The 15,569-nt window shown below is 65.7% G+C and carries 16 protein-coding genes; 6 read left to right on the forward strand and 10 right to left on the reverse strand.

What is annotated here, in order from left to right:
* Positions 1 to 405 precede the first annotated feature (405 nt).
* The 6 genes from tyrS to AB0J29_RS28600 all read right to left on the reverse strand — a co-directional run bounded on the left by tyrS (position 406) and on the right by AB0J29_RS28600 (position 5,686).
* Positions 406 to 1,695, reverse strand: a complete 1,290-nt coding sequence (tyrS, locus tag AB0J29_RS28575) for a tyrosine--tRNA ligase (RefSeq protein ID WP_364793094.1) — start codon at positions 1,693 to 1,695, stop codon at positions 406 to 408.
* A 135-nt stretch (positions 1,696 to 1,830) separates the two neighbouring features.
* Entirely contained in the window at positions 1,831 to 2,259 is a 429-nt protein-coding gene (locus AB0J29_RS28580) for a DoxX family protein (protein ID WP_364792918.1), read from the reverse strand.
* 105 nt (positions 2,260 to 2,364) lie between these two features.
* The gene (locus tag AB0J29_RS28585) at positions 2,365 to 2,976 is read right to left on the reverse strand and encodes a DNA-3-methyladenine glycosylase (RefSeq protein WP_364792921.1); all 612 of its coding nucleotides are present in this window, start codon (positions 2,974 to 2,976) and stop codon (positions 2,365 to 2,367) included.
* A 22-nt stretch (positions 2,977 to 2,998) separates the two neighbouring features.
* On the reverse strand, positions 2,999 to 3,409 hold the full coding sequence (locus tag AB0J29_RS28590) for a hypothetical protein (RefSeq protein WP_364792924.1): 411 nt from the start codon (positions 3,407 to 3,409) through the stop codon (positions 2,999 to 3,001).
* Between the two features lie 57 nt (positions 3,410 to 3,466).
* A complete protein-coding gene (locus AB0J29_RS28595; protein WP_364792927.1) occupies positions 3,467 to 4,363 on the reverse strand; it encodes an RNA polymerase sigma-70 factor in 897 nt (298 codons plus the stop codon).
* A gap of 108 nt (positions 4,364 to 4,471) precedes the next feature.
* Positions 4,472 to 5,686 (reverse strand): FAD-dependent oxidoreductase, encoded by a 1,215-nt coding sequence (locus AB0J29_RS28600; RefSeq protein ID WP_364792930.1) that lies wholly within the window; start codon positions 5,684 to 5,686, stop codon positions 4,472 to 4,474.
* A 180-nt stretch (positions 5,687 to 5,866) separates the two neighbouring features.
* Here AB0J29_RS28600 and AB0J29_RS28605 point away from each other — a divergent pair, with 180 nt between their 5' ends.
* The 4 genes from AB0J29_RS28605 to AB0J29_RS28620 all read left to right on the forward strand — a co-directional run bounded on the left by AB0J29_RS28605 (position 5,867) and on the right by AB0J29_RS28620 (position 9,628).
* The gene (locus AB0J29_RS28605) at positions 5,867 to 7,384 is read left to right on the forward strand and encodes a multicopper oxidase domain-containing protein (protein ID WP_364792933.1); all 1,518 of its coding nucleotides are present in this window, start codon (positions 5,867 to 5,869) and stop codon (positions 7,382 to 7,384) included.
* A 77-nt stretch (positions 7,385 to 7,461) separates the two neighbouring features.
* On the forward strand, positions 7,462 to 8,193 hold the full coding sequence (locus AB0J29_RS28610) for an ABC transporter ATP-binding protein (RefSeq protein WP_364792935.1): 732 nt from the start codon (positions 7,462 to 7,464) through the stop codon (positions 8,191 to 8,193).
* Positions 8,190 to 8,981: an ABC transporter permease gene (locus AB0J29_RS28615; protein ID WP_364792937.1), complete on the forward strand. Its 792-nt coding sequence runs from the start codon at positions 8,190 to 8,192 to the stop codon at positions 8,979 to 8,981. Before AB0J29_RS28610 ends, AB0J29_RS28615 begins: the two co-directional genes overlap by 4 nt.
* Positions 8,978 to 9,628 (forward strand): TetR family transcriptional regulator, encoded by a 651-nt coding sequence (locus AB0J29_RS28620; RefSeq protein ID WP_364792940.1) that lies wholly within the window; start codon positions 8,978 to 8,980, stop codon positions 9,626 to 9,628. Before AB0J29_RS28615 ends, AB0J29_RS28620 begins: the two co-directional genes overlap by 4 nt.
* A 45-nt stretch (positions 9,629 to 9,673) precedes the next feature.
* Here the strand turns inward: AB0J29_RS28620 and AB0J29_RS28625 are convergent, their stop codons facing one another.
* From AB0J29_RS28625 to AB0J29_RS28635, 3 genes are all read right to left on the reverse strand, one after another.
* Positions 9,674 to 9,907 carry a Trm112 family protein gene (locus tag AB0J29_RS28625; RefSeq protein WP_364792943.1) on the reverse strand — a complete coding sequence of 78 codons (234 nt, stop codon included), beginning with the start codon at positions 9,905 to 9,907 and terminating at the stop codon, positions 9,674 to 9,676.
* Between the two features lie 21 nt (positions 9,908 to 9,928).
* Positions 9,929 to 10,363, reverse strand: coding sequence for a GtrA family protein (locus AB0J29_RS28630; protein WP_364793097.1), 435 nt, complete (start codon positions 10,361 to 10,363; stop codon positions 9,929 to 9,931).
* Positions 10,364 to 10,494: 131 nt separating this feature from the next.
* A complete protein-coding gene (locus AB0J29_RS28635; protein WP_364793100.1) occupies positions 10,495 to 12,717 on the reverse strand; it encodes a hypothetical protein in 2,223 nt (740 codons plus the stop codon).
* Positions 12,718 to 12,945: 228 nt separating this feature from the next.
* On the opposite strand from AB0J29_RS28635, the gene AB0J29_RS28640 reads away from it, so the two are divergent.
* Positions 12,946 to 14,070 (forward strand): glycosyltransferase, encoded by a 1,125-nt coding sequence (locus AB0J29_RS28640; protein ID WP_364792946.1) that lies wholly within the window; start codon positions 12,946 to 12,948, stop codon positions 14,068 to 14,070.
* Positions 14,067 to 15,206, forward strand: a complete 1,140-nt coding sequence (rffA, locus tag AB0J29_RS28645; RefSeq protein ID WP_364792949.1) for a dTDP-4-amino-4,6-dideoxygalactose transaminase — start codon at positions 14,067 to 14,069, stop codon at positions 15,204 to 15,206. The genes AB0J29_RS28640 and rffA overlap by 4 nt, the downstream gene beginning before the upstream one ends.
* Here rffA and AB0J29_RS28650 read toward each other — a convergent pair.
* On the reverse strand, positions 15,194 to 15,496 hold the full coding sequence (locus AB0J29_RS28650) for a hypothetical protein (RefSeq protein ID WP_364792952.1): 303 nt from the start codon (positions 15,494 to 15,496) through the stop codon (positions 15,194 to 15,196). The two genes, rffA and AB0J29_RS28650, sit on opposite strands and share 13 nt — an antisense overlap.
* Positions 15,497 to 15,569 lie beyond the last annotated feature (73 nt).

Here is a 15,569-nt window from a genome sequence, read left to right on the forward strand (position 1 = left end):
CCAACACACGGGGGGTATGAGAGGCCGGAACCAAAAATATTTGGCACTGACATTCATCGACACACTATTGAGTTCTCAAAGAACACACGCACACAACTTGACCCCAGATTCTCTCAGGGGGCTTGTTGAGGCAACTGTGCTATCTTAGCCAACCGACCGGGCAGAGTCAAGTCTGCTCGTTCGATCCGGCAATGCTGATCGTCAGGCGCTCCTCGTCCTACCTCGTTTCCCAGGCCGTTCGGCTCCGGGTCGGTGTCCGTGTCGCTCTGACTTGGATAAAGTTACGCGGCGGAGAACGTCGAGTCAAATCCGCACTACACACATGTGATTTCGCAGGTCAGAGGCCATTCGAGACCCCCGAAAACGGGCTCGGGCCACCCGAATGTGACCCGAGCCACGTGATCTTTATGCGCCCGCCCGCAGAACACCCGCGAAGTTCCGCTTACCGCGGCGCAGCACCAACCACCGTCCGTGCAGGTAGTCGGCATCGGCGGGCGTCCATTCCAGATCCGAGATCCGCTCGTTGTTCACCGACGCCCCACCTTCGTTCACCGCGCGACGTGCGGCACCGCGGCTCTCCGACAGTCCGGCGGCGACCAGCAGATCGACGATCGTGCTCGATTCACCCACACCGACCTCGGCGACTGTGCCATCGACCGCGGCTTCGCGCAGGGCTGCCGCGAGCGTCGGCTCATCGAGTTCGCGCAGATCCGCACGGCCGAACAAGGCTTGACTTGCCAACTGCACGGCCCGGGTGTTCGCCTCGCCGTGCACCAGATTCGTCATTTCCTCGGCCAGCTTGCGCTGGGCTTCCCGTGCGTGCGGACGCTCGGCGGTGGCCGTCTCCAGCTCGGCCAACTCCTCGCGGGACAGGAAGGTGAACCAGCGCAGGTACCGAACAACATCGGCGTCGGCGGTATTCACGAAGTACTGGTACCAGGCGTACGGGCTGGTCATTTCCGGATCGAGCCACAGGCTGCCGCCGCCGGTCGACTTGCCGAATTTCTTGCCGTCGGCCGAGGTGACGAGCGGTACGGTCAACGCGTGTACCGAAGCACCATCGACGCGCCGGTTCAGCTCGACACCCGCGATGATGTTGCCCCACTGATCCGAACCACCGACCTGCAGTGTGCAGCCGTAGTTGCGGCGCAGCTGCAGGTAGTCATTGGCCTGCAGCAGCATGTAGCTGAATTCGGTGTAGGAGATGCCCTCGCCATCCAAGCGGCGCTTGATGGTGTCGCGGGCCAGCATGACGTTGACCGAGAAGTGCTTGCCGATATCGCGCAGGAAGTCGACGGTCGACAGCTGGCCGGTCCAGTCCATGTTGTTGGCGATGATGGCGCCGGTGGGTGAGTCGTCGAGGTCGACGAAGCGCTCGAGCTGCGAGCGGATCCGGACCGACCATTCGGCGACGGTATCGGTCGAATTCATGGTGCGCTCGCCCACGTCGCGCGGGTCGCCGATGAGTCCGGTGGCTCCGCCGGCCAGCACGATCGGGCGATGGCCCGCGCGCTGGAACCGCTTCAGCGCTAGCAGCGGGACCAGATGGCCGGCGTGCAGGCTGGCCGCGGTGGGATCGAAACCGGCATAGAGGGTCAGCGGCCCGGCGGCTGCCGCCGCGCGCAGGGCGTCCAGGTCGGTGGACTGCGCGATCAGTCCGCGCCAGGTCAGTTCGTCGATGATGTCGCCGCTCACGCTGTCCCATCTTTCCGCACCGGTCCCCGCGACCAGCATGCCCCTCAGTGTCGCCACGCAGGGCGAACCATTTTCGGTGAACGCGACAACGATCGGCAGACCGCGGTCTGCCGATCGTGTGCGTTATACAGATGTTCAGCGAGCCAGCAGCTCCCGCGCCGCGATGATGCTGTCGCGACGCTGCCAGGCGATCCAAACGAACACCACGGCGAGTACCAGCGGGAAGGGCGCGAGCGCGGGGGCGCCGAGCAGGAAGATCTGGGTCAGCGCGGCGCAGACCGTGGTGATGGCCAGGCCGACGGCCGCGGGCCCGGTCAGGCGCGGCACCAGCAGGCCGATGCCGCCGGCGAGTTCGACCACTCCGGTGAAGTAGCGGAACCACTGGCCCCAACCGATCGTGTCGAAGGATTCGACTGCGGCATGCGCGCCGAGCAACTTCGGGGCGCTGGAGGCGATGATGAAGAACAGCGTGAGCACGATCTGCACGGTCCAGAGCGCGATATTCGTCTTCTTGCCGGGGCGGTGGGCGGCGTTGAACGGAGCGGTGGGGACGATGGCAGCCATCTGTCTTTCCTTCGGGTCGGTTGCGCCGGGTGGAGCGCGTTCAACAGATAGGACGGACGCCGCCGGAAAAACTCATCGCTGACCCCGAACTTTTGTGGCCTGGAGTTATACCGCCTCGATCGGGGCACGCGGGCTGCGCCGGTAGACCGAGACAGCCGGCGATGCGAGCCAGAATCGCCACGGCACATCCGCCGCACTGCTGACCCCGACGCGCGGTCCGCTGGAAATCTCGGCGGGGTCGATCGCGCCGTTCAGCTGCAACTGGATCGGCGAGGCCGGATCGAACAGCGGCGTTCCGTAGTCGCTCAGCGTGATTCCGAGCGCGCTGCCGAGATTCCCAGGGCCCCTTGCCAAATCGGCATCGGTGTGGACCGCTGACCGCCGCTCCCTCGCCGTCGCCAACCCGGCGATCACCTCGCCCGACCGGATGAGTACGGCACTCGCTGTGCCGTCCGGACCGCTGGTCACGTTCACACACCTATGCGTGCCGTAGCTGAGGTAGACGTAGAGCACTCCGGCGGGCCCGAACATCACCGCATTGCGCTTGGTCCGCCCGCGTCCGGAATGCGATGCCGGATCCGGCCATGGTCCGGCGGGATCGCCGCCATAGGCCTCGACCTCGACGATTCGCACGCCCACCGGTCCGGACCACAGCGTCGAGCCGAGCAATCGGCAAGCCGCGGCGGGCGGTTCGACCGCGAGTTCCTCATTACGCACAACTCACCATTGTTCCCGAAAGTCAGACGTAGTGACTGTGCTGGTCCGAGTGCAGCGTGACCAGGTCGTCGATGATCACCGCGGCATAGTCGACCGCGAGCAACACCGCCAGCTGTGCCCAGGCGACCCACGCGATACCGATCGGGATCGTCGCGGCCACCGCCACGGCGGCGAGCTGTCGCGACCACGGGCGTTGCAGAGCAGGGGCGAGCCGGAAACAGAATTGGCCGAAGAGATACCGTGCGACGCCAGCCGAGAACGTGGAGGCAGCGGCGAAGGGGGCGGCGTGCGCGATGGTCATAGTGCTGCCCGCCGTGGCGACGGTGATGCCGATCAGCAGCGGGGTAGAGCGCGTAGCCGTAGGCGAGCACCGCAGGACATGAGCGTTCCCGATCCGGGACCGCCGCAAGCGCTTGCGCACCGCGGTCGTCATCGATCCCGAAGTACCTGTCCGCTGTCGACGTTCGTTCCGCGGTCTGGTCACGGGTGGTTACCCGAGCACGTCGGTCCCCATATAGAGCCCCGCGAGCTTGCTCGGGTTCACCTGGAAGCGCAGGTTGTGGATATGGCCATCGATGATGTCGTAGGTGAACGTCGCCACCGGATTTCCATCGATGCGCGCCAGCGCACCGAGTTCCCCATTGATATGCGCGGGCTCGAGGACGATGCCCGCGACCGACGGCTTGGCCAGGACACCGAGAACCCAGCGGGCCACATGATCCGGTCCGTACAGCGGACGGCGGGCCGCGGTGACCACACCGCCGCCATCGGACCACGAGGTGACATCGGGAGCAAGCAGATCCATCAGCGCATTGAGATCGCCACCGGCGCACGCAGCCATGAACTGTTCGGTGATGTGGGCGCGCTCGGCCTTATCGGTATCGAAGCGCGGACGGCGGGACTGCACATGAGAGCGGGCTCGATGCGCGATCTGTCGCACGGTGGCTTCCGGCCTATCGAGGGTGTCGGCGATTTCGGCGTGGCTGAAGCCGAAGACCTCGCGCAGCAGGAAGACCGCGCGCTCCACCGGACTCAAGGTCTCCAGGACCACCAGCATGGCGGTGGAGACGGTGTCGGCCAACTCGGTCTCCTCGGCGATATTCGGTGAAGTCAACAGAGGTTCGGGCAGCCACGGGCCGATATAGGTTTCGCGCTTGGCCTTGGCTGAGGTGAGCCGGTTCAACGACAGATTGGTGACCGTGCGCACCAGATAGGACTTGGGATGCTGGACTGTCGACTGATCGGTTTCATTCCATTTCAGCCAGGTGTCCTGGAGCATGTCCTCGGCATCGGTGACGGTGCCCAGCATCCGGTAGGCGGTGGCAAAGAGCAGCCGCCGGTGTTCGATGAATGGGTCCTGCGCGGGCGTAGCGTCGACCATGCTCATCCGCCTCCCCGAATTTTCGGGCGATACAAGTCAGGTGTGCACCTACGTTGCGAAAGCGAATCTACCGCCCGTCGATGATTTTCTCGGCAAGCGGCAGATTTTGTGCGCTCATGCGGTAACACGCGTAGCCTTGCCGCCCTTGGACAGCTGGACCGAAACCGTCATCTTCTTGCTGAGCTCGAAGATCGGCACCGGGCTGCTGCTCACGCCCTCCTTGTACAGCACGGCGGCGCGTCCGGTCAGGTAGAGCCGGCCCGGCGCGTCGTCGGCCTTGGTGAACTGGATAACCGCATCCTTGCGGCCCAGGCTGACCGGCTGGTGGACGTAGCCGAACCGAAACGGCTTGACGGTCTTGCCCTTCAGCCGTCGCGCGATGGTGTCGGCGGTGTACGCAGCGGTCGGCATGCCGGACTGGCAGGTGCCGTGGATCTGGCCCCAAGCCTGGCGCACCGCGGCGGCATCGCCGATGGCGTGGATGTTCGGATGCGAAACCGACCGCAAGGTCGGATCGACCACGATGAGCCCGCGCGCATCGGTTTCGATGCCCGACTGCGCGGCCAGCGGTGAGACGCGGACGCCGGTGGTCCACAGGGTCAGATCGGCCGAAACCAGTTCGCCGTCGGCGAGTTCGACCGCATCCGGCAGCACCTTGGTGACCGCCTGGCCGACCGCGCGGACGACGCCGAGCCGATCGAGCGCCCTGTTCAGGTAGGCACGGGCTTTATCGCCCATCATCGCGCCTGGTTCGGTGCTGCTGATCAGCGTGACGCGCGCGCCCGGGTAACTCTCGGCGATTTCAGCGGCCGCCTCGATACCGGTCAGACCGGCGCCGCAGACCGCGACGGTGCCGGCATCGGCCGCGACCACCGCGAGGTGTTCGGAGAAGCGGTGCGCGGTGCGCGGATCGTTCAGGGTCCAGGCGTGATCGGCGGCGCCGGGCACGATGCTGGTGTCGGTGCCGCTGCCGAGCGCGTAGATCAGCTCGTCGTAGTGCAGTGTGCCGGTGCCGTCGACGTAGACCCGCTGGGCATCGGGATCGATGGAAGTCGCCCAGCCCTGGATGAATTCGACGCCCGAACCAGCCAGGATCTCCGGGATCCGGTTATCGGCCAACTCCTGTCCCGTGGCGATCTGGTGCATGCGCAGCCGCTCGGTGAAGCGGGCCGACGGGTTGACGAGGGTGATCTCGACATCGAGTTTGCGGGTCCGCCGGGCCAGTCGGACGGCGGCCAACATGCCGGTGTAGCCCGCGCCGAGTACGACGATCCGATGCGCGGTCGGCCCACCACTCCTCATCGAATCGCTACACGATGCTGTACTCATGATTGCTCCCATGGTCGGTGTCACCCGGGCTGGTTTTTTGGTTGGTGACGACCATCCGACAAAGCACCCCCATCGGACGTGACAGTCGCACGATGTGACGTGAGGCACACGCCGGATCAGGGGTGAAATGGGGACGCTCCCGGATGTGGTCGTGGCCCGGTCGTCCCTACCGTCTGAGGCATGTCTTCGGTTTCCCGGCCACGATGGTTGCGGCGGTTGCTCTTGGTTGTCGCGGCAGTCGCGACGGTGTTGTCGATATCGGTTGGCGGATGCGTCACATGGGTGTATCGCAGTGCGACCGTATCCACGGTCGGCAGTGGCGAATTCGGTAACGAGCTCGCGATTCCGCCGCTGGCGCAGTCCCGGGTGCGAGCGGATGGCACGCGCGTCTTCGATCTCGAAATGCGGTCGGGGCAAAGGGAATTCCGGGCCGGGCAGGCGACGCAGACCTGGGGCTTCAACGGGGACTATCTCGGACCGACACTGCGGGCGCGGCGTGGGGAAAAGGTAGAAGTCGAAGTCCGGAACAAGCTTTCGGAGCAGTCGACCGTGCACTGGCACGGAATGCATTTACCCGCGGCGATGGACGGCGGGCCACACCAGATGGTGCAGGCCGGTAGCATCTGGACACCGCATTGGACCGTGGACCAGCCGGCCGCCACGCTCTGGTACCACCCGCATCCGCACGGTGCGACCGAACAACACGTCCGACGTGGGCTCGCGGGGCTGTTCCTCGTCGATGACGAAGTGTCCGAAGGACTTTCACTGCCGAAGAACTATGGCGTCGATGATCTGCCGGTCATCGTCCAGGATGTGAAATTCCGTGGTGATCAGCTCGATTCGTCGCACGGCATCTTCCGTGACGTCGGGTTCCTCGGCGACCGGACCATGGTGAACGGAACCCTCACGCCGTATCGGGATGTCGGCGATGAACTGGTGCGATTGCGGTTGCTCAATGCTTCGACGGCGCGGGTCTACACCTTCGGATTCGCCGACGATCGCCACTTCGCGCTGGTCGGCACCGACGGCGGACTGCTGGCACATCCGGTCGCGCTGGATCGGGTGCGGTTGTCGCCGGGCGAACGCGCCGAGATCGTGGTTCGCGTGCGCCCTGGCGAACGCACCGTGCTGCGCAGCACGAAACTCGATGCGGGACTGGACTTCTGGACGCAGCGATTCGCGGGCGGTGACGACAGCTTCGACATTCTCGAACTGCGGGCAGCAGCGACATTGCGGCCATCGCCGGAATTGCCCGCGGCACTGGCACATCCATCCACGCCGGATGGCTCCGATTCGGTGCGCGAGCGGAGCTTCGAACTGGATCTGAGTGGCATAAACGGCAGTCCGATGGCGATGGATCGGATAGATCTGACGGTCACCCGGGGCACCGCCGAAACCTGGGTGGTGCACAACAACGACGGCATGCCGCACAACTTCCACATTCATGATGTGCAGTTCCGAGTCCTCGAACTGAATGGCGCACCACCGGCCGATGCGCTGACCGGACCGAAGGACACCATATTCCTGCCGCCGAATACCACCGCGAAGCTCGCCATGCGGTTCGACGGACCGGCCGATCCGAACTCGCCGTACATGTATCACTGCCACCTGCTCTGGCATGAGGACCTGGGCATGATGGGCCAGTTTGTCGTCGTCGAGCCCGGTCAGTCGGCGGGAACACCGGCACATCACCACTGAGGGGTCTTGTCCCGAGGACCCGAGCGCACTAAATTCATCACATAGTGAATTCAACACTCGATGAATTGAGGCGTCCCATGACGGACCTGCACTCATCCCACGCCGTCGAGGTTCGCAACCTCACCGTGCGTCGCGGCGGCCGCGAAGTCCTACACAACATCTCGGTGACCATCCCGCGCGGATCCCTTACCGGACTACTCGGACCGTCCGGATGCGGCAAGACCACGCTCATGCGCAGCATCGTCGGCACCCAGATCGTGGCGTCCGGCGAGATCTCCGCGCTCGGATTGCCCGCGGGCTCGCCGGAATTGCGGCATCGAATCGGCTACGTGACCCAGACACCGAGCATCTACCGCGATATCAGCGTGCGCGAGAACGTCGCCTATTACGCCGCGCTCTATGGCCGCGATCGCGACGACACCGATGAGGCCATCGCCGCGGTCGGCCTGTTGGATCAGGCGCATCAGCGCGGCGATGAACTCTCGGGCGGCCAGGAGACCCGCGCCTCGCTGGCCTGCGCCTTGGTCGCACAGCCGGAGGTGCTGATCCTGGACGAGCCGACGGTCGGCCTGGATCCGGTACTGCGGGTCGACCTGTGGAAGCAGTTCCACGAATTGGCCGCGAACGGAACGACATTGCTGGTCTCCAGCCATGTGATGGACGAGGCCGAGCACTGCGACAAACTGCTCCTGCTGCGCGAGGGCGACCTACTCGCCCAACTCAGCCCGGACGAACTGCGCACCGAGACCGGTGAGCAGAACCTCGAACAAGCCTTCCTCGCGCTGATCACGATGGGACGTGCGGCATGACTACCACCCTCGTACCCCGCCGCCGGACGCCGACACTGCGCCCCTACGCCGCGACGACCGGACGCATCCTGCGTCAACTGCGCAACGACCACCGCACTGTCGCAATGATTCTCGTGGTTCCCGCAGTCCTGATGGCGCTGCTCTACTTCATCTACAAGGACGCCCCGCCCAATCCGTTCAACCCGGTGCCGATCTTCGATCGCGTCGGCATCAGCATGCTCGGCATCCTGCCGTTCATCGTGATGTTCCTGATCACCGCGATCGCCATGCAGCGGGAACGCACCTCCGGCACCTTGGAGCGGCTGCTGACCACTCCACTGTCGAAGCTCGATCTGCTCGCCGGATACGGCACCGCCTTCTCGTTGGCCGCGGCGGCGCAGGCGGCGGTGGCCTGTGTGGTCTCCTTCGGTCTGCTCGGCCTCCATTCGGCGGGCAGTCCGGTCTGGGTGGTGGTGATCGCCATGGTCGACGCGATCTGCGGCGTCGCACTCGGACTCTTGGCAAGTGCCTTCGCGCGCACCGAATTCCAAGCTGTGCAGTTCATGCCGGTGGTGGTCGCACCGCAGATCTTCCTGTGCGGCTTACTTGTTCCGCGCGGACAGTTGCCCGGCTGGCTGGAGGCGATCAGCAATGTGATGCCGTTGAGCTACGCGGTCGATGCGCTGCAACAGGTTTCGACGAATGCGAACGTCACCGGTCAGATGCTGCGTGACCTGGCGATTGTTGCCGGATTCGCGATTGTCGCGCTCTGCCTTGGCGCGGCCACGCTACGACGGCGGACCGCATGACGACCGAGGACCCGATCGCGCAGGACCCGACGACCAACGGCGACCGGGGCATCCGCTCCGGTCGCCGACCGGGTCGATCCGGCGCCCGCGAGGAGATCCTCGCGGCGGCCCGCGCCCGCTTCGCTGAGATCGGATTCGACAAGACCTCGATTCGCGCGGTCGCCGCCGATGCCGGGGTCGATCCTGCGCTGGTCCACCACTACTTCGGGACCAAACAGCAGCTGTTCGCCGCGGTGGTCGAACTTCCGGTCGATCCGGAGGTCACGCTGCGCCGGATCGAGGCGGCGCCGCTGGATCGGCTCGGCGAAACCATCCTCGGCGCGGTGCTCGCGGTGTGGGACTCCCCCGCAGGTCCCGGGGTGGTCGCGGTGGTGCGCAGCATTATCGCGGGCGGCGATACCGCGCTGGCCAGGACGTTTGTCCTGGATGTCGTGCTGGAGCGGGTACGGATGCGGATCGCGAAACCCGAGGATGACGGCCGCGCCCGGGTCGCGTTGGTGGGTACCCAGATGATCGGCGTGCTGGTCGCGCGCAAAATCCTGGAGATCGAACCACTGGCCTCGATGCCGATTCCCGAAATCGTCGCGGCCGTCGCCCCCACGCTCCAGCGTTATCTCACCGGTGAAATCGATACTCCCGCACCGTAATTCGCGGTAGCGCAGGCTATTGTGCGCCACCGAGCGGATGACTGCTCAGGCGTCGGCGTGCTGACCGGTGAACGCGGCGTGCTCGGCGTCGGTGATATCGCGGGCCTCGTCGATCAACAGCACCGGAATGCCGTTTTCGATCGGGTAGGCGCGGCGCAGGCGCGGGTTGTAGAGCACGGTGGCGCCCTTGTCGTCGCGGACCAACAGCAACGGACCCTTGTCCTGCGGGCAGGCGAGCAGGCTCAACAGTGTGGCGTCCAAGGCGGTTTCTTCCGGCATGATGGATAACTTACCCGGCGCCTAGAGCCGTTGCGCACCCGAACCGGACCGCGGCTGTGCCACCGGTTCCCGCCGGAACGAGATGTAGCGATGGCCGAAATAGCTGGCGACCGCGACCAATCCCATCACCACGACCGCCGACGGCTTGCTCGGCAGATGCAGCACCGAGACGGCCAGCGACAGCAGCGCCATATTCATCAGCAGCCCACCGGAATTCACCCCGACGAACCGGATGAAATCGCGCACCAGGTGGCCCCGCACCCGGAATACCAGTGTCCGGTGCAGGACGAAGGCGATCACGATGCTGATGGCGTAGGCCAGTACCACCGCGACCGCGGGCGGCATGCTCGCGCCGAGGATCGCCAACCACATGACGGTCAAGCCCATGCCCAGCGCGGTATTCACCCCGCCGACCACCGCGAATGCCAACTCCTGGCGCTTGACAATGCGCAGCAGCGGTCCCGGGTTCTCGGACTCGGCGGGCTGCGCCGCAGTTGCCGGGGCGCCGGGCGGATCATCGGCGCGCGGCGCGACCGACTCCACGCGCGCCGGATCATCCGCATTCACCGAATTCGCCGGCCCCGCGGTCACCGGACCGCGTCTGCCAGGTCGGGTTCGGCCGTCGCCGGTTCCTCCGTCACCGCATCCCCGGTTCCCAGCTCGGCGGGTTCGTCCTCGCGCCGCCGAGCGCGCAAATACAGCCACTGCAGCACACCCAATCCGGCCAGTCCGAGCACCGCGGTCGCACCGCCGATCTTCCAGCCCGGCGGACGCCAGCTCAACACCAGGTCACCGTTCTTCGTCCCGGCCGGAATATCAACCGTCACGAAGAGCTTCGCGACCACCTTGATCGGGATGTTCTTGCCGTTCAAGGTCGCCCGGTAGCCCGGCCAGCCGAGTCGCGCGAAGACGATCTGGCCACCGCTCTCCGAATTCACCCGCACCCGGCTGGTCATATCCGATTCCGAAACCGACGTGGCGGTCACGCCGTTGGTGTCGGCGACTCGGCCGTTCTGCGTGGACAACAGCCCGTTCTCGCGCTCGAGCACCGAAATGTAGCGTTCGTGGCCCGGGTAGTCGACCCACTGCCAGCCGGGCGGCGCGGGTTGGTTGCGCGCGTCTGGATACAGCGCGCGCTGCAGCACCACCCGGTCGACCTTCATCAGGTCGACAATGGTCCGACCGGTCGTCGGTTCGGTCGCGAACGCACGGCGATAGGCATCCGGGCAAACGCTGGTATCCCAGCGCATGCAGAGCATGTCGCCGAACCAGTAGTGCCCGTTCGGGGTGTAGCCGCTGACGTAGGTCAGCTCGAGGTCCTTGGCGTAGTTACCGAAGACAAGTGATCCATACGCACCCTGCAGCGTGCGCTCGTTGGGCTGGATCAATCCGCGATCGGCGAGTTGCAGTGTGGTGCCGGGGAACTTCGGAAACGCGCCCTTCATCTCCGCCCGGTTCTCCGGCAGGTTCCAGCTCATCGGCGTCGGCTGCACCATATTCACCTGTAGGAACGCGATCGGGAACACCGCGACAATCGCCAGCGCGCAGGCCACGCCCGTGCCCCGGTTCCGTCCAAGCCACACTACCGCGGCACCGAGCGCGGCCACGGCGGCCGCCGAGACCAGATGCCAGCCGATGCGGTGTGGATCGGCCGAGAAGGTCCGCGCGAGCAGCAAGCCGATCAGCAGCGCACCGGCGATACCGCGCCGCCGCCAATCCGCGAAGGTGGCGTAGCGCCCGAGCAGCACACACACCAGCACCAGCAGGCCGAGCGCCACCATCGGCAGCACCCGGGCGGGCCAGCGCAGCGGGCCGATGGTGCCCGGCCCCGCAGTCCACATCAAGGCCATGATCGCGAAGAGCGCGGGTGCGGTGAGCTCGCGGACGCCATCGCGCGCCTTATGCCAATCGATGAAGGCCAGCGCGGGAATCAGGAACCAGGCGATGTAGACCACCGGCAGCGGTTGGATGTAGCCCCACCAGGAGGTGAAGGCGGGCATCGCGGTGGGCAGGCTGGCATTGAGCGATTCCGACCACGGCACGGTCAGGAACTGGTCGTTATTGATCTGGGACGTGCCGCGCCAGGTCACCTTCGCCGAGAGCATGCTCGGCAGGTAAGTGGCCAGTCCGGCCAGAGCCGCGAACCCGGCCACGGTCAGCAACCGGACCGCGGGTCGCCACGTCTTCTGATAGACGAGTTCACCGATGACGACCGCACCGATCATCAGCCCGGCTTCGACAGCCGGGAAGATGTACTGCACCGAAATCGCCAGATACAGAAAGATGAAAGTCGGAATCGGCCCGCTGTGTCCACGCGCGTACCGGACGCCGGAGGCCCAGGCGTGCACCATCCACGCGGTACCGGTGAATGCGGTGAACCAACTGGCCTCGTCGAAGAACAGCAGCCATCCGCTGAACGGAATCGACACGCCCGCCACCGCGGCCCAGGCCGGTTTCGCGCCGTACACCACGCAGATCCGGAACACGCCGAGGCCGAGGATGATCGCGAAGATCAACTTGACCACGGTGGCGTAGAGCGCGAGATTGTCGACCGAAGGCGCGATCAGATCGATCAGCAGCTGCGGCGGATTGAGCAGACCCGCCTCTTCGATCGTGTAATTGCCCGCCATCCAATGCTCGGGGACCAGCGCGGGGAAATGTCCGTCGCGCAACTGTCGCCCGAGCATCACCCATAACGGGGCGTACTGGGATTCCGTGTCGTCGGTGTAGAAATGCCGGACATTGGCCAGCAGTACCGCAACATATCCCGCGATCACCCCGAGCGCGGTAATGATGCCCCATTTGTACACGTCCCGCGGGGCGCGGACGCTACTTTCCACCACGAGATCCAGACCCTACAGGGCAACACCGTCCGCTCGCATCGCCCGTTGGCCGCGGGCTCGAATCCGACGCCTGGCGAACATGATCAACGGGACCGGCAGCGGGTGTCGGACACCGTGTTAGAGTTCACGACGGCTCGGGCTCAGCCACCAGCGACGAGTACCGGCACGCACCGTCATCGAAAGTCGATCTCGCCAATGCCGATTCCCAACGCACGTACGCCCCGGCCGGTTCCGGGGACGTCGAGCGAACGTCCATACGCCCGGTCCGAGCGCGACCAGCGGCGCTCGGTCTCCGTCGTCGTACCCGTCTATCGGGGCGAGGACACCATCTCCGCGCTCATCGCCGAACTCGACAAATTCGCCGAGCCGACCACGACCCCCGGTGGCACCACCTTCGTCGTCGACGAGATTATCCTGGTCCACGACAACGGCCCGGACCGCTCGGATGTCGTGATGCAGCAACTCGAGACTGCCTACGGCCAGGTCAGGGCGGTGTGGCTGAGCCGGAACTTCGGCCAGGACGCCGCGACCATCGCCGGGATGGCGGCCGCGCGCGGCGAATGGATCGTCACGATGGACGAGGACGGTCAGCACGATCCCGCATTCATCGCCGCCTTCCTGGACGCGGCGCTGGCCCAGCGTGCCGATCTGGTCTACTCCAAGCCGACCAATACCCGCCCCCACGGCTTCCTGCGCAATCTCACCTCCCGCGGCGCGAAGATCGTGCTCGCCACCGTCTTCGCCTTCCCGGATTCCACACGATTCGAAAGCTTCCGGCTGATCCGCGGCGATATCGGCCGTCAGCTCGCCGAGGTCGCGGCCAATGGCGTCTACCTCGATGTGGCACTGACCTGGGTGGTCGGCAATGCGATCTCGGTGCCGGTGGTGCTGCGCGCCGAGGGGCGCGAGGAGTCCGGCTACAACTACCGGCGGCTGTTCTCGCTGTTCTGGAAGATGGTGCTGTGCAGCGGAACTCGCGGCCTGCGACTGGTGAGTCTGCTCGGCGGCACGCTGGCGCTCGTCGGCGGGATCATGGCCGCGGTGATCATCTTCAAGAAGCTGATCGGCGATAACCACGATCCGGAGGGTTGGACCTCGATGATCGTCGTGATGCTGCTCTGCTCGGGGGCGATTCTGTTCTCGCTCGGGCTGATCGCCGAATATCTCGGTGTGGCCCTGCACGTTCTGGTCGGTAAACCGCTCTATCTGACCGTAGACTCCCCCACTCCGCGCCCGGCTACCATCGAGGCGCCGGACACCACCCGACGAGTCGACACCGCGGTACCGGCAGCCGCGGGTGAGAAGGGCAATGGGGAGTGAGTACCGAGCGCATTATCTTCAGCAGGCCGTTTCGCGCGAGTCGCGAGCTGGCGAACCTCGAGACCGTCCTCGGCTCCGACCACAGTCACGGCGACGGCGCGTTCACCGCATCCGCGACGGCCAAGCTGAAGGACATCACCGGCGCGCCGCACGCCCTGCTGACCACCTCGTGCACACACGCCCTGGAATTGGCCGCGCTGCTGCTCGAACTCGGCCCCGACGACGAAGTGATCGTGCCGAGCTTCGCCTTCACCTCGGCGGCGACCTCGATGGCGCTGCGCGGTGCGACGTGTGTCTTCGTCGATATCGATGAGGCGAGCGGCAATATCGATCCGGAATCGGTAGCCGCGGCGATCACCGACCGAACCAAGGCGGTCGTTGTCATGCACTACGGCGGTGTCGCCGCCGATATGGAACAGCTGCTCGCGCTCACCGAACAGCACGGCATCGCGCTCATCGAGGACAATGCGCACGGCCTGGGCGGTAGCTGGCGCGGTCGCAAACTCGGCACCATCGGCACCCTCGGCACGCAGAGCTTCCACGACACCAAGAATGTGCACTGCGGTGAGGGCGGCGCACTGCTGCTCTCCGACGAAATCCTGATGGGCCGCGCGGAGATCATGCGGGAGAAGGGCACCAACCGGGCCCGGTTCCTGCGTGGTCAGGTCGACAAGTACTCCTGGCAGGACATCGGCTCCAGCTACCTGCCCAGTGAGCTGAACGCGGCCGTACTCGACGCGCAGCTCGACGAGTTCGACGCGATCCAAGAACAGCGCTTCCGGGTGTGGAACACCTACGCCGCGCAGCTGCCGGAGTGGGCCGAACGCACCGGCGCGCGCCTGATGGCGGTGCCCGAGGATCGCGAGCACACCGCGCATATGTTCTTCATCCAGCTGCCGACCGAGGAGAGCCGGGACGGGCTGATCCGGCATCTCGCGCAGCAGGGCATCGTCGCGCCGTTCCATTACATCCCACTGGATTCCAGCCCGGCCGGGTTGAAGTACGGGCGCACGCCGGTGCCGTGCACGCGCAGCGCACGCTTCTCCGCGACGATTCTGCGGCTGCCGCTGTGGCCGATGCTCACGCAGGCCCAGCTAGAGCGCGTGGTCGAGGCCATTTCTGCCTACGGCTGCTGACCCTGCTGGCGGGCGGCTTCCTCACGGATCTCGCGGAGTCGGGTCGCCGCATCCTTGGTCGGGCGGGTCGGAATCGCGGGCGGTGTGGTGGTAGGCAGCTGTGGGGCCTGGGTTTTCGCCTCGGTGGCTTTGCCGCGACTGCCGACATAGAGCCGGTACACGCCGTAACCGGCCAACAGCAGGATCGCCAACGGCACCAGGGACAACACCAGACTCTTCACGAATCCGATCAGCATCAGCGCGCCCAGCAGCGCCAATATGCCGACACCCAGTTTGACCTTCCACGACATCTCGAAACCTCCGTTGTGGCCGCGGACCTGGCATCCACGCTACCCCGCCGTTCCGGCCGATACCGGGACCGCG

It is taken from the genome of Nocardia sp. NPDC049707, from assembly GCF_040674855.1.
GTDB lineage: Bacteria > Actinomycetota > Actinomycetes > Mycobacteriales > Mycobacteriaceae > Nocardia.